Annotated in this window: 16 protein-coding genes and 1 pseudogene; 7 read left to right on the top strand and 10 right to left on the bottom strand. The window is 66.1% G+C overall.

The window, feature by feature from the left end; translation table 11 throughout:
- Positions 1-21: 21 nt before the first annotated feature.
- From NT132_RS12800 to NT132_RS12790, 3 genes are read right to left on the bottom strand one after another with little or no spacing between them, the layout of a single operon-like run.
- The gene (locus tag NT132_RS12800) at positions 22-861 is read right to left on the bottom strand and encodes a DUF4097 family beta strand repeat-containing protein (RefSeq protein WP_297789613.1); all 840 of its coding nucleotides are present in this window, start codon (positions 859-861) and stop codon (positions 22-24) included.
- Positions 858-1,553: a response regulator transcription factor gene (locus tag NT132_RS12795; RefSeq protein ID WP_297789610.1), complete on the bottom strand. Its 696-nt coding sequence runs from the start codon at positions 1,551-1,553 to the stop codon at positions 858-860. Before NT132_RS12795 ends, NT132_RS12800 begins: the two co-directional genes overlap by 4 nt.
- Positions 1,541-2,869 carry a histidine kinase gene (locus NT132_RS12790; protein ID WP_297789608.1) on the bottom strand — a complete coding sequence of 443 codons (1,329 nt, stop codon included), beginning with the start codon at positions 2,867-2,869 and terminating at the stop codon, positions 1,541-1,543. Before NT132_RS12790 ends, NT132_RS12795 begins: the two co-directional genes overlap by 13 nt.
- A gap of 122 nt (positions 2,870-2,991) precedes the next feature.
- On the opposite strand from NT132_RS12790, the gene NT132_RS12785 reads away from it, so the two are divergent.
- The 3 genes and pseudogenes from NT132_RS12785 to NT132_RS12775 form a co-directional block, all read left to right on the top strand.
- Entirely contained in the window at positions 2,992-4,434 is a 1,443-nt protein-coding gene (locus NT132_RS12785) for an MFS transporter (protein WP_297789605.1), read from the top strand.
- A gap of 101 nt (positions 4,435-4,535) precedes the next feature.
- Complete coding sequence (locus tag NT132_RS12780; protein WP_297789601.1) at positions 4,536-5,345, top strand: Cof-type HAD-IIB family hydrolase; 810 nt, start codon at positions 4,536-4,538, stop codon at positions 5,343-5,345.
- 54 nt (positions 5,346-5,399) lie between these two features.
- A pseudogene (locus NT132_RS12775) lies at positions 5,400-5,777 on the top strand (SCO6880 family protein); the annotation flags it as partial.
- A gap of 125 nt (positions 5,778-5,902) precedes the next feature.
- On the opposite strand, the gene NT132_RS12770 reads toward NT132_RS12775, so the two are convergent.
- The 6 genes from NT132_RS12770 to NT132_RS12745 form a co-directional block, all read right to left on the bottom strand.
- The gene (locus NT132_RS12770) at positions 5,903-7,360 is read right to left on the bottom strand and encodes a hypothetical protein (protein ID WP_297789806.1); all 1,458 of its coding nucleotides are present in this window, start codon (positions 7,358-7,360) and stop codon (positions 5,903-5,905) included.
- 13 nt (positions 7,361-7,373) lie between these two features.
- Positions 7,374-7,712 carry a helix-turn-helix transcriptional regulator gene (locus NT132_RS12765; RefSeq protein WP_297789598.1) on the bottom strand — a complete coding sequence of 113 codons (339 nt, stop codon included), beginning with the start codon at positions 7,710-7,712 and terminating at the stop codon, positions 7,374-7,376.
- Complete coding sequence (locus NT132_RS12760) at positions 7,702-8,817, bottom strand: tyrosine-type recombinase/integrase (RefSeq protein WP_297789596.1); 1,116 nt, start codon at positions 8,815-8,817, stop codon at positions 7,702-7,704. The genes NT132_RS12765 and NT132_RS12760 overlap by 11 nt, the downstream gene beginning before the upstream one ends.
- Positions 8,818-8,934: 117 nt before the next feature.
- A complete protein-coding gene (locus NT132_RS12755; protein ID WP_297789593.1) occupies positions 8,935-10,167 on the bottom strand; it encodes an acyl-CoA dehydrogenase family protein in 1,233 nt (410 codons plus the stop codon).
- A gap of 133 nt (positions 10,168-10,300) precedes the next feature.
- Entirely contained in the window at positions 10,301-11,566 is a 1,266-nt protein-coding gene (locus NT132_RS12750; protein WP_297789590.1) for a flavin reductase, read from the bottom strand.
- 205 nt (positions 11,567-11,771) lie between these two features.
- Positions 11,772-13,046, bottom strand: a complete 1,275-nt coding sequence (locus NT132_RS12745) for an ABC transporter substrate-binding protein (protein ID WP_297789587.1) — start codon at positions 13,044-13,046, stop codon at positions 11,772-11,774.
- 207 nt (positions 13,047-13,253) lie between these two features.
- On the opposite strand from NT132_RS12745, the gene NT132_RS12740 reads away from it, so the two are divergent.
- Together NT132_RS12740 and NT132_RS12735 are read left to right on the top strand one after the other, a co-directional pair.
- Positions 13,254-14,216, top strand: coding sequence for a LysR family transcriptional regulator (locus tag NT132_RS12740; protein WP_297789585.1), 963 nt, complete (start codon positions 13,254-13,256; stop codon positions 14,214-14,216).
- Between the two features lie 96 nt (positions 14,217-14,312).
- Positions 14,313-14,510, top strand: a complete 198-nt coding sequence (locus NT132_RS12735; protein WP_297789582.1) for a hypothetical protein — start codon at positions 14,313-14,315, stop codon at positions 14,508-14,510.
- A gap of 331 nt (positions 14,511-14,841) precedes the next feature.
- Here NT132_RS12735 and NT132_RS12730 read toward each other — a convergent pair whose 3' ends face one another.
- On the bottom strand, positions 14,842-15,420 hold the full coding sequence (locus tag NT132_RS12730) for a recombinase family protein (RefSeq protein WP_182490323.1): 579 nt from the start codon (positions 15,418-15,420) through the stop codon (positions 14,842-14,844).
- 1,049 nt (positions 15,421-16,469) lie between these two features.
- Between NT132_RS12730 and NT132_RS12725 the strand changes: the two genes are divergently transcribed.
- Positions 16,470-16,889 carry a pyridoxamine 5'-phosphate oxidase family protein gene (locus NT132_RS12725; RefSeq protein WP_297789804.1) on the top strand — a complete coding sequence of 140 codons (420 nt, stop codon included), beginning with the start codon at positions 16,470-16,472 and terminating at the stop codon, positions 16,887-16,889.
- A 9-nt stretch (positions 16,890-16,898) separates the two neighbouring features.
- Positions 16,899-19,559: an excinuclease ABC subunit UvrA gene (locus NT132_RS12720; RefSeq protein ID WP_297789571.1), complete on the top strand. Its 2,661-nt coding sequence runs from the start codon at positions 16,899-16,901 to the stop codon at positions 19,557-19,559.
- Positions 19,560-19,819: the final 260 nt, after the last annotated feature.

Here is a 19,819-nt window from a genome sequence, read left to right as displayed (position 1 = left end):
CCACTCGCGCGACGGATTCGGTCAGTCGGAGCCGCGGAGGGTGACGTCGCCGGCGGACAGCTCGACGGCGATGCTCCGGGGAGACGACCCGTCGGTCTGGAGCGCGTGGGTGTCCAGGCCGCCCGCGCTGACATTCGACGCGAGCGCGTAGGTCTCGTCCGGCACGGTGAGATCGAGTGAGCCCGCACTGACGTCGATGCTCACCTCCCGCGGTGCGGTCCCGGTGAGGCGGGCGGTGGTGTCGCCGGCGCCGACCGTGAACTCCGCTTCGCCGACGTCGGCGAGCGCGAGGTCGGCGCTGCCGGCGTTGACGGACACGTCGAGCGAGCGCGCTTCACCGGTCACCGTCACCTCGCCCGCGGCGAGGTCGATGTCCAGGTCGCCGAACCGGCCGTCTGCCTCGAGGCTTCCCGCGCCGAGCGCGAACGACGCATCCGTGCCCTCGAGCGAGGCGGGGAGGGTGAGGGTCGCACGGCCGTTGCCGCCGAGGAACCAGCCGAACACGTGACGCGGTGCCTCGACGCGGAGCGTGTCGCCGTCGACGTCGAAGACCCAGCCGCCGCCTCCGGCATCGATGACCCGCAGGGTTGCCTCGTCGACGTCGTCGAACACGACGGTCAGGTCGGTGGCCGATGCCTCGACGTCGATCTCGGTCACCCCGGCGACATCGATGCTCTGCGTCTCGGCATGCCGCAGCGAGACCGAGAGGGTGGCGAAGACGGCGCCGATGATCGTCGCCAGGATGACCGCCGAACCGAGGACGATGGTGAGGATCGCGACGACGCGGGAACCGGGGTGGCGCGGCGCGGGCGGTGTCGCCGGGGCCTCCGGGGCGGGCGGGAGGACGGACGTGGTGGTCATGAGAGGTCTCCGGGATGGATGCGGGTCTCACCGGTGGCGGTGGGGCCACCGTGCTCGACATGGGCGAGGGCGGCCAGCACGCGGCGGTTACCCGACTCGTCCGGCTCGAGCTCGAGCTTCTGGAAGATGGCGGTGATGTGCTTTTCCACCGAGGCCTCGGAGAGGAACAGGGTGGCGGCGATCGCCTGATTCGACTTGCCCTCGGCGATCAGGGCGAGCACGGTGGCTTCGCGATCGGTGAGGCGCTGCATCCGGCTGTCGCGGGTGCGCCGGTTCAGCAGCTGCGCCACCACCTCGGGGTCGAGGATCGTGGCGCCCCGGCCGATCCGGTCGACCGTCTCGACGAACTCGGTGACATCGGCCACGCGGTCCTTGAGCAGGTAGCCGAGCGCGCCGCCGCCGCCGGTGATGAGGTCGCTGGCGTACCGCTCCTCGACGTACTGCGAGAGCACGAGCACGGGGAGGGAGGGGGATGCGGCCCGGAGGCGCAAGGCCGCGAGGATGCCCTCGTTCGTGTAGGTCGGGGGGAGGCGCACATCGAGGATGCACAGCTCCGGGTTGGTGCGCGCCACGGTCTCGTCGAGCTCCGAGGCATCCGGGAGGGCGGCGACCACGTCGTGGCCGGCGTCATCGAGGAGGCGCACGAGGCCCGCGCGCAGGAGGACCGAGTCCTCACAGATCAGGATGCGCACGGGACGCTCACCTCCAGCGAGGTCGGGCCACCGACGGGGCTGTCCAGGCGCACGGTGCCGCCGGCGGCGAGCACCCGGTTGGAGATGCCGTCGAGGCCGCCGCCGGGGAGCACCCGCGCACCGCCGATGCCGTTGTCCTCGACGCGGGCCCACAGCGTCCCGCCGTCCCTGACCCGCACGATCACGCGGCATTCCGAGGCGCGGGAGTGCTTCGCGGCGTTCGTGAGAGATTCCGCGATCACGAAGTAGACGGCGGCTTCCGCCGTCTTCGCGCAGCGTCCCTCGAGGCGCACATCCAAGTGCACCGGCACGTGCGAACGCGCCGCCAGTGCCGACAGGGCAGCATCGAGACCGCGGTCGTCGAGGACAGAGGCATGGATGCCGCGGGCGAGCTGACGCAGCTCCGTGATCGCCGCCTTGGTGGAGGTGTGCGCCTCCTCGATCAGCGCCTTCGCGGCCCCGGGATCGTCGTCGATCTTCTGCTGGGCCAGGCCCAGGGTCATCCCGACCGACACGAGGCGCGGCTGGACCCCATCGTGGAGATCGCGCTCGATGCGGGTGCGCTCGACCTCGGAGGCGCGCATCGCGCCCTCCCGCCGCTGGTCGGAGACCTGCACCCGGGCGGCGAACATCGCCTCCCGGGAGGGGACGAGGATCGACCGGGCGATGATGCCGTGGAGAAGGGCGATACCGCCGAGGGCGGCGAGTCCGAGGACCGCGACGAGCACGCCGACCAGCGGCGTCCAGACGACAGGGATGTCGACGCCGCCGATGACGGCGAGCCGGGCGAGGCCGCTGTGGGCGTACAGCGGAGCGAAAGCGAGCACCACGCCCGAGGCGACCGCGGTCACGAGCGGCAGCACGACGAGCCCCAGCACGGTGGAGATCGCGACGCTCGCGATGGCCCGCCACATCGTGCCGTCGATGAACTGGTGCCAGATGACGAGGAGGAAGCCGCTGAAGCCCGGACGGGTGCGCCGGCGGGGTGCGAGCGGAGGCAGACCCAGGCCGTAGAGACCGTCGACGCGGGCGTACTCCAGCCAGGCGAGTCCGAACAGGGCGTAGACGAACGCGACCAGGAGCACGAGACCGACGCCGAGCGCGGGCACCAGGCCGAGGCCCGCTCCCAGCAGCCCGAACAGGACGGTGGCGATGACCGGGCCCACGATGCCGAGGGCCGCGAGCTGGGCGATCGCGCCGAAGATCGGGCCGGGGGTGAACCGGCGGGCGCGAGGCGTGTCGGCGCCGGCGGAGCGCTCGGCGCTCTCGGTGCGGTCGGGACTGTCCGCGCGGGGCAGGGGTGCGGCTGTGGTCATGCCTCCACGGTAGGGCGGCGGGCGTCCCGGGGGCAGCCGAGCCAGCCCGACGCTTCCGTTCGGGATATCCCGAATCCTGCGTGCGCGCGGGCAGGGCCTCGACGATGTCGGACGGGCGAGCCATGATGAATGTCATCGCCACCATCCCCCGGGAGCGCACCGTGACCGATCCCTCCGTCGTCCCACCGGCCGTCGCCGCGGGCGCGCCCGGCCAAGACCCGCCCGGCCCCGCCACGGTGCGCAGCTTCCACCAGGTGCTGCTGAACACGCTCGTCGCCAACGTCACGACGTCGTACCTGTGGTTCGCGCTGACGTTCTGGGCCTACCTCGAGACCCGCTCGGTGCTGGCGACCGCGATCATCGGCGGCAGCTACATGCTGCTGGTGGCCGTCTTCGGCATCCTGTTCGGCGCGATCGTCGACCACATGAAGAAGAAGGCCGTGATGATGCTCTCGAGCGTCATCACCCTCACCGCGTACCTGCTGGCCGGCGCACTCTATCTGGCGTTCCCGGAGACGGTGCTCATCGACTGGGGCGGACCATGGTTCTGGGTCTTCGCCGGAGTGATCCTCGTCGGGGGCGTGGTGGAGAACCTCCGCAACATCGCCCTGTCGACCACTGTCACGCTGCTCGTGCCGGCCGACCGTCGGGACCGCGCCAACGGCCTCGTCGGCACCGTGCAGGGCGTCGCGTTCATGGTGACGAGCGTGTTCTCCGGTCTGTCGATCGGTCTGCTCGGTATGGGTCCGACCGTGCTCATCGCGATCGTGGCGACGGCGATCGCGCTGGTGCACCTGCTCTTCGTGCCCATCCCCGAGCGCGGTGTCGTGCACGACCCGGCCGCGGGGCCCCGCCGGATCGAGTTCCGCGGCATCATCCCGGCGATCCGCTCCGTACCGGGACTCATGCCGCTCATCCTCTTCACCACCTTCAACAACCTCATCGGCGGGGTGTTCATGGCCCTCATGGATCCGTACGGTCTGACCCTGTTCTCGGTCGAGGTGTGGGGCATCGTGCTCGGCGTGACGAGCATCGGCTTCATCATCGGCGGTGGTCTCGTCGCGAAGTTCGGCCTCGGGCCACGCCCCGTCCGCACCCTGCTCCTGGTCAACGTCGGCGTCGCGATCCTGGGGTTCGGCTTCGCGGTGCGGGAATGGTGGTGGCTCTACGCCCTCGGCATCCTCATCTTCATGACGCTCATGCCGATCGCCGAGGCGGCGGAGCAGACCATCGTGCAGCGCGTCGTGCCGTACGAGCGGCAGGGGCGCGTGTTCGGGTTCGCCGCGAGCATCGAGGCGGCCGCATCCCCGATCTCCGCCTTCCTCATCGGCCCCATCGCCCAGTTCTGGCTCATCCCCTACATGGAAACGGATGCGGGACGAGCCGCCTTCGGCTGGCTCCTCGGTGAAGGCGAGGCGCGGGGGATCGCGCTCGTGTTCGTGCTGGCGAGTTTCCTCCTATTCGTGCTCGTGCTGCTCGCGTTCGCATCCCGCTCGTACCGCCGCCTCACCGCCTCGTATGCGTCGGCCGCGCCCCCGCCGGCGGTGCAGGCCGCACCGGCCTGAGGCGTCGCGGAACACGCGAGCGGGCGCTTCTGGCGGGTTCACAGGCGCCGGGGTCGCCACGAGTGCCCACTCGCCCCCGCGCGATCGGGGAGGATGGAGGGATGCCGTTCTCAGATCCCCGTCCCGACATCCGCCTCGTCGCCGTTGACATGGACGGCACTCTGCTCGACGAGAGCGGCCGCGTCCCGGAAGGCCTCTGGCCGCTGCTGGCGGAGATGACCCGGCGGGGGATCGCGTTCGCCCCGGCGAGCGGGCGCCAGTACGCCACCCTGCGTCGTGAGTTCGGCTCCCACGGCGACGACATGGTCTTCATCGCCGAGAACGGCACGTTCGTCGTCCGGCACGACGTTGAGCTGAGCTCCGAGCGCATGGACCGCGACGTCGTCCGTGAGGTCGTCGCGACGGTGCGGACGGTGCCGCACGATGTCGGTATCGTCCTCTGCGGCAAGCGTTCGGCCTACATCGAGCGCACCGATGAGGCGTTCCGGCGTGAGGCCGATCGCTACTACGCCGAACTAAGGGAAGTCGCCGACCTCGACGAGGTCGACGACGACATCATCAAGGTCGCGATCTTCGATTTCGACCAGGCGGAGCGGGGCGTGCGGACGGCGCTCGACGACCTCGCCCGCACCCACCAGGTCGTGGTGTCCGGCGAGCACTGGGTCGACATCATGAACCCCGGCGTCAACAAGGGTGTCGCCCTCCGGCGGTTGCAGAACACGCTCGGCGTCACCGCCGACCAGATCGCCGCCTTCGGTGACTACCTCAACGACCTCGAGATGATGGATGCGGCCGGGTACTCGTTCGCGATGGCAAACGCCCATCCCGAGGTCGCGGCGCGCGCCCGCTACCGTGCCCCGTCGAACGCCGAGCATGGCGTCATCCGCGTACTGGAGGAACTGCTCCGCTGACCGGGCCCGCGATCCCGCGGGTACTGCGGCGGCATCTCGCCGCATCCGCGGACCGTGTGCCGCCGCTGTGCGAGGTCATCCGCATCGCCTACGACCCGGCGGCTGCGCGGCTGCGCGGCTGCGCGGCTGATCGACGAGGCGAATGCCGCCGGCGAGCCGCCGGAGCTGTACTGGCCGGAAGTGGGTCCAACCGCGCATCAGGCCGGGTGGGACACCTACCGGCACGACTCGGCTCTGTCGGTGACGTGGATGATGAGCGGCGCGCCTCGCGGAAACGTGCCCTCCAGCGTCCTGTCGCGGCTGCTGGCACCGCACCGCGACGTCGCCCGCAAGCGGATCACGCTGCTGTACCGTCCGATCGACGCGGCGAAGGCGGCCGCGATCGTCGAGTCTGACGTGCGCGCGGCGAGCTTCAACCTCACGACGTCGAATAAGCCGACCGCCCGTAACATGACCGCGGCTCGGGCCGCTATGGCCACCGCGGCGGAGGTCCTGTGCGCGGCCGCCCTCAGCGACGAACTGCTCGATCAGTTCGTTCGTCTTGTCGGTGGACGGAATTATCGACAGGGGAAGTATTCGTCAGTCACGCAGCGCAGGGTAGCTCGACCAGATTCCTCCGCTGCGAGCCCGTCGTTGTTCCGCGGTGTGGAGGGTGACGCCGAGCGTGTCCGCGACAATCGACGCTGCTGCTGCGCGGAGAGCAGGTCCAGTCGCGTTGTTCGCGCGTGACGAACTCGGATGCCGTTCTGGGAGAGGCGGAGTCGCGCGTAAGCGGGGCTGAGGTGTTCGCCAGGCATGATTCCCTCGAACAGCCATCTCGAGGTGCCGGTTGCGAATCCGCGTCGGGCGGGGGCGCCGAGGTGCTGCCGCAGTAGCTCGGCGACGGGCTCGGCGAGTTCCACGGGGGTCGATCCGAAAGCAACCGTGAGGCTGTGACCGTGGACGTTCACGTCATTTCGCGTGAGGCGCACGGAGTGGCCGAGCGGTTGCGCGTAGATGAGGGCGAAGAGTCCGATGATGCGAACGGCAAGTTCGACGGTGTAGGCTTCCAGGAGTCGATGAGTGTGTTCCCAAAGCTCGTTCTCGCTGTATGTCGAGGGCGCGAGGCCGATTGGTTGGGGGTGGGTGTCTAGCTCATCTGCAAGCCGTGATCGGGTGGCCCACCCGACGAGCTGATTGATGGGGACGCGCGCATTGACGTGCGCCAGGTAGTAGTCGAGAGTCGACTGGTCGAGGTCCGCCAGGGTCGTGCCTTGCTCGCTGATCCAGCTGAGGAATCGTGCTCTGGCCAGAGTGGCGCTGCGTTGGTTGGTGAAGACGCCTATCGTGATGTCGTTGCCGTTGTCGCGGTAGCGCTGGTGGAGCTGCGGGAGAACCACCCATCGGTGGAATCGGCGAAGGATGGGCGCGTGCTCGCGGGGCAGCTGCGCGGCATTGGTGTCGACGAAGATGTTGAGCTCGTGGAGGAGCACGGGGATCGGCGGGAGCGTTTCGGCCTCGATCAGTAGACGGCGGAAGTAGCGGGCCCTTGGTCCTGGCGGAAGCTGGTCGATTGTGGCGTGTGCGATGGGCAGATTCCCCGTGCCCATTTGACGCAGCGTTCGGTCGATCTCCTCGCGCCGTAGCCAGCGGACGATGGACCGTGGATCCATCGGCGCGGTTGTGAGGTAGCCGCGCAAGTTGGCGAGCGGCGGCGGGATGGAACCGTCGTTGCCGAGGAGTTCCTGGAGGCGTTGGTTCAGGCGGCAGTGCCCGCAATGTGTGCCGGTGAGGAATCGTTCGCTTCCGCAGGTGCTGCAGGCAAATCGGCGGGTTTGGCCGGCGCATTCCGCGCAGCTGACATCTCCGCGGTCGTTGATGTATGCGAGAACCCGGGTCTCGGAGCAGGACGGGCACGTCGCGGGGTTGCGGCGGAGCGAGCTGTAGCAGGTGTTGCAGATCTGTCCGCCGAGGAGGAAGTAGCGGCCCGGTGCGGCTTTCTCGCAGCGAGCGCAAGTGTGCACGGTTGCGGGCATGGTCAGCTGCCGGCTAGTCGGGGCGGTGTAAGCGTGCGCGGACGGGACGGAGATCCCCGATGGAGATGTCACCACGTCCCTGCCCGGCCGGGTGCGCCGCGGGGGTGACGCGCTGGGGCCTGACGGTGATGAGTTCGCTAGGCCCGCAGTCGAAGATCTTGCAAAGCGCGGCGAGCACCGCGATGTTCAGCCGCTCTGGGGTGCGGGTGACCAAGCGGAAGACTTGCTCCCGGGAGAGCTGCACGCCGTGGTCTCGAAGCGGCTGGATGAGGTCGGTGGTTTGGAACATGCCGGCGTCCGCCATGAGAGTGCGGAGGTTCCAGACCACGGGGCTGTTCTGATCAGTTGCCATCTTTGTCTCCGTAGATTTGTGAGAGCGCGCGGGCGAGGGCGCGGTTCTTGAAGTCGTCGCCGACTGAGGTGTAGATCGCGGTGGTGGACGCGTAGGCGTGGCCGACTTGATCTTGGACGAACTTCTCGCTGTAGCCCCATTCGATGAGGTTCGTCACGTATGTGTGCCGGAGCGCGTGCGGTGTCAGCTCGTGAGGGAGACCGACCTGGTCGCGCAAGTCCGCGAAACGCATGTTGAGGTAGCGGGTACTGACCCTCGTGTGCCGCTCTGTGGGCCAGAGCACGTCGGTGTGCCAGTCGCTGACAAGCCGAGGACGAGCGAGGTCGACCCATTGCCTCAGCCCATCGACGACCCACTCGATTTCCGGGACGGTCAGGACGGTGCGTCGTTTCGGACCGGTCCCCCGGGCTGCCTTCCCGTGCCGCACGTAAAGCGCGCCGAAACTGCCGAAGCGCGGTGCCGTCGGATTCGACCGTAGGTCAGCAATGTCGAGCCCGGCTACCTCCGCGCGACGCAACCCGAACGCATAGATCGTCTTGAAGATCTGCGAGTCCCTGAGCGCGTTGAGTGCGCCCTTCCGCCGCGTCCGGACGATGGTGTCCACGCGGTCGTCGGCGGCGTCGAAGAACCGTTGCAACTCATCTGTCGTCAGCGCCCGCCGGCCGGGACGCGCTTCGAAGTCGAGGAGGTGCGCGATGGTGTTCCAGTCATGGCAGATCTGCTGAGGGACTGCCCCGAACCTGTTCGCGCACTCTGCCGGCCAGCCGTAGCGGATGTCGCTGATGAAGTCGCAGAACAGCCGGATCGTCAACTGATAGCTGCGAAGTGTGGCGCGGGTCAATGGAGCGGCACCAGACCGCGCGCGGGTCGTGAAGTCTTCCAAGTCTCCCGGTGCCCACCGCCACGGATAGTCCTCACAGAACAGCTGAAACCGGCGGATGAATTGTTGCCGCCGCTCGATAGTCGTTGGTTGCAGCCCACGACTGGTCTGCTGGTCACCCCAGCGCGCCACCATCGCATCGAACACGAACCGTTCTTCGTCAAGCGCCACCACATTCGCCGCAAGGATGATCGGTGATGGTGGACTCCCGGATTCGCGTTGCATCACCCTATGTTGCAACTAACGCATCATCGTTGCAATAGATTCGCCCATCTGGCTTCCCGATTGCGAGCGGCGAGTCCTCGAATACGGCGTTGTGTCTCGCTCTCTCAAGATTGCACTTCAGTCGCCTACCGCGGATGCGAGGTAGCGAACCGCAGCTTGGCGCCAATTGAGGGTGACGTGTGAGTGTGCCATTTCCGCATCTCTCTTCGCGCGGGATACCGGATGGCTGGGGAAGCCAGCCTTAGCGCCCGTCAGGGCGTGGATGCGGTTGACCGATCGCAGCGCTGTCCTGACGGCCAAGGCGTTGTCACGCTGCTCTGACGCGATCTCGTGTTCGGTGGGAATGTCGTGTCGAGCGGAGCGTTCGGCGGAGAGGCGGCTGCGCGATTGCACGATGAGGCGAGCCATGTCGGCTTCACCGGCTGCGTCGGTGAATTCTGTGGCAACGTAGTCCTGGTCGATGAGGCGAACCTCGCCGCCCAGCGCGTTTGCGACTCGCGTGTTCGAGGCACCGGTATCGGCGAAGTGTTGAACTGCGCCGAGCGCGGCTCCGACTGCGACCGAGGAGAACGGAAATCGACCGTGGGAGGGCCAGGGCGCGTACATTGCGTCGAAGGTCGGATGCAGTTTCCGTCGCTCTTGCAATTTGAACACAGTGTCTTTGGTCGGTTGAGCACGGTGTTCGGGCACGAAGACGCGGTCGACTGATTTGGTCCGGCTCCCTGTTCCGCGAAGTCCGGTGGGTGTCCAGTCGTCCACGGTGAGTGCTTCGTCTCGCGGGACGAGGAACATGTAGCCCTCCTTTTCTTCGCCGACCGGGGCGTTGAAGATGAGCCATTCGGAAAAGTCGGAACCGCTGCAGAAGCCCCAGGCGCCGGTGAGGATGTACCCACCGTCGACTCGCTCTGCTGTGGCCTTCATGTTGAGGTTGGTGTTGCCCGCGAGCGTGCGGTAGGTGTCGGTGCCCCAGATCTCTTCTTGCACCTTCTCGGGGTAGGCGAGGATGGCCATATTGTCCGAGCTGAGGATGGAGAAGACCCAGGCGGTGGAGGCGCATCCCTGGGCGAGCGTCATTGTGACCATCGCGTGGTCGTGCTCACTGAGTTCCAAACCGCCGTACTTCTTGGGTTTGAGAATGTGCAGGAGCCCTGCGTCCTGCACTGCGCGGTATACAACTCCGGGGATACGGCGGTTGGCATCGGTGTCCGCGGCGTGTTCCCGCAGGAGTGGCACGAGGTCGTGCGCTGCTGCCAGAACGTCTTCGGAGGTCAAGTTCGGGTCCGGCGGTGAGGCGGGATTTTCCAGTCGGTCGATGCCGAGGGAGTGGAAGGTCGTGTCGATGACGGTCATCTCTTGCTTCTTTCTTCGTGGCTTTGGTGCCCGACTTTGCGAAATAGGCCGGGATATGTGGAGGGAAGGCTGGCGGAAAGCGGCGAGGCCGTTGCCGGCAGCCGAGTGCGCTTCTGGGGATCCACCTGACCGTTCACTCGAGGGACCCCCATCCCCACTGGGAGAACTGGTGCGTTCGGTCGTAGAGCTGTGGGCCGGCCGCTTGGGGCTCGTGTGAGCCGTCCGAAGCGGACCCTCGTCTTGCGAGTTGCGCCTGGATGATGCGTTGGGACATACGGTCGGCGGTCGTGCGGATTCGTTGAACGAGGCGCTCGTACGCCATCTGATCTGCGAGGCGGGGCAGGCCGATCGCGTAGAGCGCCAAAACGACGTCGCCAGTCGTGTCGAACACTGGAACCTGGACGACAGCGACCTCTCTCCAGGAGAATCCTTGATCGGAGTCCAGCCATCTGCGCATGGTGGCGATGTCGGCCCACATCCGTGCGTACGAATCGCGGTCGGTAGGTGATCCGCGGACGAGGCGCATGAAGCGTTCGGTCATGACCCGGTCGCCGGCGATGGCGTAGCCACGCTCACGAACGCCGCTGAGTTGGCGTTCGATGAGTGCACGGTCTACCGAGCCGGTCAGGTGTCGAGACGCCTCTTCCCATGCGTGTTGCCTGGGAGCTGAAGCCCATGCGGCGAACACGGACGCGATCGGTGCCGCCCACGGGTGGGAGGCGCCGACGTTGTCGTACGAACCGAACGGAGTGTGCGGGGCAACTGATGCGAGCGTGACGACGGAATCGCCGAGCTGCGTGTTGATGGTGACCTCGACGTCCAATTCGTTCGCCAGTTCCTCAAGTTCGCGTTCGGCCATCGAAGCCCACCGCAGCCGTTCGACGAACGCGCGCGCGTCGTATGTTTCGCTCGGCGCCGCGAATGAGCCGTAGCCGGCTCTGCGGAACAGTAGAGGCATCTCAGCTCCGGCTGAGCCAGTGCCGAACTCGGTTACTCGACCAGTTACGAATACGTGATCCCCGTGCGTGTCGGCGGTCTCGATCGTGGCGTCGAACCACACCGCTGCGTCTGCCAGCCGCGGCGAACCCGTCGGCGAGTCGATGAAGGATCCCGTGTTCCACCGGTCCGGTATCTTCTGCGCGAACGCCCGGCATACGGCCTCGTGCTCGACGGCTAAGACGCTGACACTGAACTTTCCGCTGCTCACGATCGTTGGGAGGGTGCTGGAGTGGATGCTGCCGAAGAATCCGATGAGCGGTGGCTCTTCGCTGACGGCGACGAAGCTGCCGACCACGATGCCGGCTGGTTCCCCGCCGCTTGCGCGTGCGGTGACCAGGCAGACACCGGTCGGATATTCGCCGAGTACGGCGCGCCACCACGCTGACTTCTCGCGTCGCACCTGAGCGTCGTCGATTTCTTTGGAAGACATCACTGACTCCTGTTTTTGGTGCTGAGCAGGGGACTTAGGGGGATGACGGCCGGCGCCAGTCGTCGGAAGGTGACAGTAGCCCGGGCTGGGCCGAACCGTTGCGGCGTCGAGGGCGGAGTGAACTCGCCTTGCCCGGCGGCTCGCTGGACCGCCGGGCAGGTTCGAGATCCGGTGGTTACTCGAGGGATTCGACGGGGGTGAATCCTGTGCCGTTGAACTGTTGAACGACCAGGCCGCTCATGGCCGGCACCCCGTCTTCAGTGGTGTTGATCGTTCCGCCGGCAAGGAGGAACGGTGCTTCGAATCCGTCGATGGAGCGCAGTGCTTCCATGAAGCTGTCTCGCGTCGGCTCCTCCATCGTCACAAAGGCTTCTTCCAGTACGGACGCGCCGATCCAGCTCCAGACGCACTGGGGGAAGCCCGGCACTCCCTCCTGCTTGGTGTACTCGCCGAGGGCGGCGAGGAAGGCTTTGCCTTCTTCGCTTTCCTGGAAGTCCGGAGCGCCAGCGTTCTGAGAGGACGCGGTGGAGTAGATCGCCGGAAACGCGTCGGCCACGCCGGAGGGCGTCAAGAACGCGGCGGGACTGGCCGATGTGGAGGGCAGGAACCAGCTCGGCGTCCAACCCACTTGAACCGCCTGCTGCAAAGACCCGATCACCAGAGGCGCGAGGGAGGACATCGCGTTGAAGAAGATGTCCGCGTCAGTGGAGGCCAGGTCGGTAATCTGCGCGGAAACATCGGTAGCGGTCGCCTCGTAGCCGACCTCCTTGACGATTTCCACGTTGTCGGCACCTTCGACGGCGGTCTTGAAACCTTCCACGTAGCCTTCACCGAAGTCATCGTTCTGGTAGAGAATCGCCACGCGGTGGTCCTCGCCTGATGACGCGAGAAGTTTGCCGAACGCCTCACCCTCCAGCTGGTAGCTGGGGAGCAGCCCGAGTTGCCAGGGGCTTTGCTCACGGTCGCTGAAGATCGGATCGCCGGTCTGGACCAATACCTGGGGAACTTCCTCAGCGATGGCCGCTTCCCGCCAGGCGCGATTCGTGGGGGTTCCGAGGCTGAACGCAGCGCCGAAGACATCGTCGGCGACCATCTGCTGGAAGTTTGCCAACGCCCGCTGGGGGTCGTATCCGTCGTCGTAGGTCTTCAGCTCGACAGTTCTCGTCTTGCCGTCGCCGAACGTGATTCCTCCGTCGGCGTTCTTGGCTTCGAAGTACGCGACGGCCCCGTCCACAGCACAGTTACCCACTCCTGCCGCGTTACCGGTGAGGGGCGACGTTATGCCGAATGTGATCGTTGTATCGGTGATGCCTGGCGAGGCGGTGGCGGCTTCGGACTCGCCATCTCCTCCCGGGGTTTCGCCGCGGCTGCAGCCGGAAAGGACGACAGCGGCGATGCCAACCGACGCAAGCGCCACCGTGGCTCGACGTCGAGCAGTAAGGAAGTTCATGGGAAGTGCCTCTCCTGGTCTTTGCGATGCGTTCTAACCGCCGGCTCTCCTCTGAGCGGCGACGAGCCCGGATATCACCTCGGCGGACATCTGCGGGTGTGATGCACTCCGGCGCGGGGAACACCCTCATCATGCGTGGCCGCGATACATCGGTCAAACAGAACAATTCGATGAAGAAGCACTATCTGAGTGTGGAAGACTACAGGCGTGACCACGGGAGATTCGGTCGGCGCCGGCGTTGCTCGCGGTGAGTTGACTTTTCGCCAGCTGTTGCACTTCATCGCCGCAGCGGAAATCGGAACGATCTCCGGGGCGGCGAACCGACTTCAGTTCTCGCCATCGGCAATCTCGGCCTCGATCACGGAACTCGAGCGTGCCCTCGGCGCGGAACTCTGCATCCGACGCCGAGCTCAGGGGATCACGCTGACGTCGGCGGGACGGCTCGTGCTGACCCGGGCAAAACGTCTTGTTTCCGATGTGTCCGAACTGGGATGGGCTGTGCACGGTGACGGCCGAGACCTGGTGGGGCCGTTGGTCGTGGGCTGCTTCGTGACGCTTGCGCCATCTCTGCTCCCGCGGCTTTTAGAGGAGTACGAGCAACGACATCCGCGCGTCACGATCGATTTCGTCGTTGGCGCCCAGGACGAGCTAGAACACGCACTCCGATCCGGCTCGATCGACGTCGCCCTCATGTACGACCTCGGCGGCTTGGACGACACCAACAGCTTCGTTCTCTACAAGGCACGAGGTTACGCACTGTTCGGGCAGAAACACCCTCTGGCCGTCCGGCCGGGCCACACCGTGGCACTCGAGGAGCTCGCGCCAGAGCCTCTCGTCTTGTTCGATCAGACGCCGAGCTCGCGCTACGCCATGTCGATGTTCCTCGAGCGCGGACTCACACCAAATGTCCGCCACACCACTCACGCCTTCGAATTGACGCGCTCCATCGTGGCGCGCTCCGATTCGGCCTACGCGATCCTCGTTCAAAGTCCCGCCAACAAGCAGAGCTACGAGGGACTGCGGGTCATCGAGAAAGACATTGACCCGCCACCTCGTCTCGTGCCGGTCGTGGTCGCGTGGGCGGCCGATGTCGAACTCTCCGCACGCGCGCGAGCCCTCACCGACATCCTCCACGATCAGTATGAGGCGCTACGTCCCGGCCCCCCATAGTCCTGTCGACGCCTGACCGGCACCAGACGTCCACCATCCGCTGTTAGATTCAGGGAACGCGTCTGCGGGCCTCCGGAGTGCGGACGAATCTCGTGCGTGACCGGCTCGGGCGGATTGACGGAGGCCGTCGCAGCAGAACTCGAGGTCCGGGCCGGGGTGAACGCGCCGGTACGGCTGCCGGTACGACTATGCCGGGAAGATGAGGCCGATATGTCCGAAGTCAACATCGGAGAAACGACGCTGACCGGCCCCGATCTCGGCGCATCGACGGGACCTCGCATCGCCCCGCCGTAACCCGATCGCAGCTCGGAGCATCGCTGCTCGCGCGTCGCAGCGAGGGAACGGATCCTTCGTCTGGCGCGCGCGCTGCTTCCTCACACGGATCGGATCACCGATGAGTTCATCAATGACCTCTGCCGCCAGGCTAGTGTCACGCGCAAGGCGTTTCGTACGATCTTCCCCATCACTAACGATCTGCTCCGAGGGGTCAACGAGCTGCTCGTGGCGGAGTGCGTCGATTGATTGAGGAGCCACCCGGCTACCTCAACCGGGACATCGAGAGGGATGTCGCGGCTGCTCCAAACAATGCTCGGTTCCTTGTTCATCGCGAAGCGCCCACACATGGCTACCTGCTCACCTTCTCGGTCTGGGCCAGCGCGCGGCGGACGGAGGCGGAGCTGACGTGCAGGGTCTTGGCGATCGTCTCCCACGTCGCCGGCGGGGTCTGAGCGCGCATCTGCCGCGCGACCTCGACGCGCTCGGCACTCATCACCGTGGGGCGGCCGCCGACGCGGCCCTGGGCGCGTGCGTACTCCAGACCGAGCCGGGTGTTCTCCCGGATCGTGTCGACGCGCAGCTGCGCGAACACGGCCACGATGCCGAACAGGGCACGCCCCATCGGGGTCGTGGTGTCGATCACCGGTTCGGTGAGGCTCTTGATATCGACGCCCTTGTCCTCCAGCTCGTGCAGCGTCTCGATCAGGATGCGCTCGGTCCCGCCGAGCCGATCGAGGCGACGCACCAACAGCACATCGCCGGCACGGAGGTAGTCCATGCACGCCACCCACTGCGGGCGATCCTTGACCCGACTGGAGTCGCCGTGGTCGACGAACACACGCTCCGCTCCTGCCGCGTGCAGCTCGGCCTCCTGGGCCTTCGGGTTCTGCTCACGCTTGGACACTCGGGCATATCCGACGACGGTCATAGGTCCCTCCCCTGTTCCGCTTCTCGGCCGGGTGTCGTCGGCCGGCGCGGGCGGCCCGTCGACGTCGACGGTGCAGAGCGTCCCGGCGCGACGCTGCTGCTCAGATTGGCGAACACGCGCAGCTGCTCCATCCGTTCCGGGGTGAGCCGGCCTCCCGCGGCGGGCTGCACGATGCGGTCAAAGATCCCGCGCAGTTCGGTGAAGTCCTGTCGTTCCATCGCGGTACGTGACGCCTGGGCGTTCTCCGCCCCGGTGACACGGCTCCAGTCGAGGTCGAATCCGGCGCCGGCGGCGATCTGCGTCCAGAAGGCCCCAGCGGGCCCGTGTGCGGCGTCCCAGCTCGTCGACGTCGAAGTCCCCCGCTGCGTAGGCGGCCGCGTCGGCGCGGTACTCCGCCTTCCACAGTGTCAGAGTCAAGTATCGCCGTCGATTCCCGCGTCATGTCCGCCCTCTAGGCACACGAGACGTCTCGTCGACGTCACTTGGTGCATAGCACCAGCCGAATCGCAACAGGCGTCACGTACCCCTTACGACACGAGACACCCGTCGCGCGGCCCGCCGGAATCCCCTGCCGTTTGCTGATTGTGACGACCTTTTGGGGCAGCCCCTCCCGTCAACTGTCCTCCGCTTACAGAAGACCGCCGTTTGCGTGCCACGCGGCGCTACGCAGCGATACCTGATTCCTGCCTGTGCGAGATCTGCACGATCTCAGTTCGCCGGTCCATCCTCTTGAACGCCGATGTGATGGCCGACCTGCAACGCTCGAGCAAGAGCGCGACCTTCCGCGACCGCGTCCGCCTTCATTGGATGACTGCCCTCGACCTCGGCAAACCCTACGAGCCTGTTATGCCAGGCGCCCACTCGCTCGTAGGTCTGCACGTCCCCGTTAGACATTTCCTGTCTCCAATCTCCTGCAGGCGAAGTCGTATCCTCAGTCGGAGCACGGGACTACAGTGACCCCCTTGCAATCCTGAGTGGACCTTAGCCGGTGGGACCGTCACGATAAGAGCATCGCCGACTCGGCGCCGCTCCCCTCAGGAAGGTTCGTGATGACTGCAAAAACTGAAAGCCGTGAACACGGCTCTCAACCAGAGGAGCTCGACGAGGCCGAGTGCTGGGAGCTGCTGCGAACCTCACAGCTCTGCCGAATCGGCTTTGTCGGTGTGGATGGATTCCCCGACATTCGACCGGTGAATCACTTCGCTGTCGACGAGAGCATGTATATCCGGTCAGCGGTGGACTCGAAGTTCATGGCTGTCACCTCGCAGTCTCGTGTTGCAGTCGAGGTTGACGGAGCGGACGACGCCGACTTCTGGAGCGTCGTGGTTCGTGAAAAGTCACCAAGATCTTCAGCATTCCCATCTGCTTCGATGCCGGTGTCGCACTGCGAGCCACCACTGCCGCACACCGCGCCGTTTTTGGTGTGTAACCCTTTCCGCAGGCCGTCCGACCTTTCCGTACGTTGCTAACGTTCGACCATGGTTGAATCCGCTGCGTTCGTGACGCCGAAGCTCTCCGTGCAGCCCGACGTTCGCGTTCTCGGCGCCCGAGAACACAATCTGCAGGATGTCGACCTCACGGTGCCGCGCGATGCAACGGTCGTCTTCACCGGTGTGTCCGGATCGGGAAAGTCCTCGCTGGCGTTCGGGACGCTGTACGCCGAGTCACAGCGACGCTATTTGGAATCGGTCGCACCGTACGCCCGCCGCCTGATCGATCAGGCGGGAGTGCCCGATGTCGACTCGATCACGGGGATGCCGCCTGCGGTCGCCCTGCAGCAGCAGCGCGGTGGAGGGAATGCCCGATCGACCGTGGGCAGCATCACCACGTTGTCGAGCTTGATACGAATGCTGTACTCGAGGGCCGGGGACTACCCGGAGGGGCAGCCGATGTTGTATGCGGAGGATTTCTCCGCGAACACGGTCCAAGGGGCCTGCTCAGAATGCCACGGCATCGGCCGCGTATACGCGGTGAACGAGCAGCAGATGGTCCCGGACCCATCGCTCACCATCCGCGAACGCGCCATCGCTTCCTGGCCGACCGCGTGGCACGGCCATCAGCTGCGCGACGTGCTGGTTGCTCTCGGTTACGACGTCGATGTGCCGTGGCGGGACCTGCCGAAGAAGGACCGGGACTGGATCCTGTATACCGATGAGACCCCCTTCGTTCCGGTCCACTCCCGGCTCACGCTCTCTGAGTCCAAAGCTGCGATCGAAGCAGGCGTGGAGCCGAGCTACTCGGGCACATTTGTCGGGGCTCGCCGGTACATTCTGGACACGTTCGCGAACACGAAGAGCGCCTCTATGAAGCGACGCGTCGCGCAGTTCCTCACCGCTGCGATCTGCCCGGTCTGCGATGGCAAGCGGCTGAAGCCCGAGGCGCTGTCTGTCACGTTCGAAGGATTCGACATCGCCGAATTCTCCCAACTGCCGCTCCGGGAACTTGCCACGATCCTGTCCGGAGTCGTCGCACGCTTGGAGGACCACGAGGCCGCCTCTTCCGATGCTGCCTCTCCGCGTACCGCGGGGGAAGGGCAGGTCGCTGCTGGCAAGGCTCCGCTTGCCCCCTCGCCCGATGTGCGACCCACCGCAAGCCGAGCGCCAGAGAAGCGTGCTGCTGCGGTCCAGCTCGCGTCAGGGGTGCTGCAGCGGCTTCGTCCACTGGTCGATCTGGGACTGGGTTACTTGTCATTGAGCCGGACGACGCCAACGCTGTCGGGCGGCGAGCTACAGCGACTCCGGCTCGCGACGCAACTCAGCTCTGATCTTTTCGGGGTGGTCTACGTCCTCGACGAACCATCGGCGGGGCTGCATCCGCAGGACGTGGCGGCGCTCCTCGAGATCCTGGATGGACTCAAGGGGCGAGGGAACAGCCTGTTCATCGTCGAACACTCCGTGGCTGTGATGCGGCATGCGGACTGGCTGGTCGACATCGGCCCCGGCGCCGGTGAACACGGCGGCCGCGTGCTCTACAGCGGCCCGCCCGACGGGCTCGCCGATATTGAGGAGTCCGTGACACGCGGATACCTCTTCGGTGGCCGCGGTCTCCCTCTTCGCACACCCCGTGAGGCACGCAGTTGGCTGCGCCTGGAGAACGTGACGCGGAACAACCTGCACGACCTCACGGTCGATATCCCCTTGGGGGTCTTCACCACCGTTACGGGCGTGTCCGGGTCCGGCAAGTCGAGTCTGGTCAGTCAGGCGCTTCCATCGCTGCTTGGCGATCGCCTTGGCCGGGGTGTCCGAGCCGATGACGAGCCGGTCAGCGACGAGTCACTCCTCTCGGATGCGCCGGAACGTCTCGATGGGCGCGTCGCCGGGCCCGTCACCGGTGTGCAGCGGCTGGTCGTCATCGACCAGCGGCCCATCGGTCGGACCCCGCGGTCCAACGTCGCCACCTATACCGGGCTGTTCGATCACGTACGTCGTCGATTTGCAGACACCCCGGAAGCTCGTTCCCGCGGGTACAAGCCCGGCCGATTCTCCTTCAACGTCGCCGGCGGTCGCTGCCCGACCTGCGAGGGCGAGGGATCGGTGATGGTCGAGCTCCTCTTCCTGCCTTCCGTATACACCGAATGCCCCGACTGCCACGGCAGCCGATACAAGGCATCAACGCTCGAGATCACGTGGAGGGGGCGCACGATAGCGGACGTGTTGTCCATGAGCGTCGAGGAGGCGAACCGCTTCTTCGCGGGCGATGAGGAGATCACGCGGTCGCTGACCGCTTTGTCGGATGTCGGACTCGATTACCTCCGGCTGGGTCAACCGGCAACCGAGCTCTCCGGGGGTGAAGCGCAGCGTGTCAAGCTCGCGACCGAGTTGCAGCGTGCGCAACGCGGAGACACGCTGTACGTATTGGACGAGCCGACGTCCGGGCTCCACTGCGCCGACACGGATCGTCTGGTCGCGCATCTGCAAACGCTGGTCGATGCGGGCAACACGGTCGTCGCCGTGGAGCTGGACATGCGCGTTATCGCAGTAGCCGATCACGTGATCGATCTTGGCCCCGGCGCGGGCGACGCCGGCGGGACCGTGGTTGCAGCTGGCACGCCCGCGCACGTCGCGGACAAGGGCGTCGGTGCTTCGGCGAGATACCTCGCCGCGGCATTGGAGGAAACGACAGGCGTGACCCCATTGTGACGGCAGAACCATCGCACGGGTACTTGCAACTATGTGAACGCATGAGCAGCTACGCATTTCACGCGACAGGTTAGGGTGTCCCCGCGGTGATACTGCTCAGCGGAGAGGGTCGCGTTCTTGGGGCTTGACCCTTGATCTTGGACACGCTGATTCCAGCACGATGCTGGGGGGAGCGAGAATCCAAGGATGGCCAGGAAGAACTACACGGACGAGTTCCGTCGCCGAGCGGTGGACTTGTACGAGTCCACGCCCGGGGCGAC

This window comes from Microbacterium sp. (assembly GCF_026393345.1).
Lineage (GTDB): Bacteria > Actinomycetota > Actinomycetes > Actinomycetales > Microbacteriaceae > Microbacterium.
The sequence above is the reverse complement of the archived record's forward strand: the minus strand, read 5'-3'. Positions and strand labels throughout refer to the sequence as shown.